General features: G+C 72.2%; 1 protein-coding gene. It reads left to right on the top strand.

What is annotated here, in order from left to right:
- Positions 1-720, top strand: a 720-nt coding sequence (locus ACLD7X_RS17525) for a GMC oxidoreductase (protein WP_411424973.1), incomplete at both ends; no start/stop codon positions are given.

Genomic DNA, 720 nt, shown 5'->3' with positions numbered 1-720 from the left:
GGGTGGCGCAGGCGGTCGAGGTGCGGCTGCCCGACGGATCGGCGCGCGCGATCCGGGCGGACCTGGTGGCGCTGGGCACCAATGCGGTGTTCAATGCGGCCATTCTGATGCGGTCGGGCCTGACGGCCCCGGCGCTGGGCCGATATCTGCACGAACAGGTGTCGCAGATGGTGACGCTGGACATCGACGCGCCCAATTACTTCGGCGCGACGTCGATCACGGGGCACGGATACGGGTTCTATGACGGGGCGCATCGGCGGGACCATGCGGCCGTGCTGCTGGAGAACTGGAACGCCCCGCCCGCGATCCGGCCCGTGCCGGGCCGCTGGACCGAGCGGGTGATGTTCAAGCTGATCGCCGAGGACCTGCCGCAGGCCGACAACCGCGTGGTTCTGGAGGGCGACGCGCCGCGGCTGGTCTGGCAGGGCCACGATCCCTATGCCGCCGCGGGGCTGGCGGCGGTGCGCGCGGCCCTGCCCGATGCGCTGCCCTTCCGGGTGGAGGGGATGACGGCATCCCCCCTGTCGGCGACCGAGGCGCATATCCAGGGCACAACCCGCATGGGGCGCGACGTGACCGAAGGTGTCGTGGACCGCGACCTGCGCTGTTTCGAGGCGCGCAACGTGCTGGCGCTGGGGGCGGGGGCCTTTCCGTCCTGTTCGCCCGCGAACCCCACGCTGACGCTGTCGGCGCTGTCGCTGCGGGCGGCGCGGGTGCTGG

Source organism: Aphanothece microscopica RSMan92 (assembly GCF_046613545.2).
GTDB lineage: Bacteria > Cyanobacteriota > Cyanobacteriia > PCC-6307 > Cyanobiaceae > NIES-981.
This window is presented reverse-complemented; position numbering and strand designations above follow the sequence as displayed.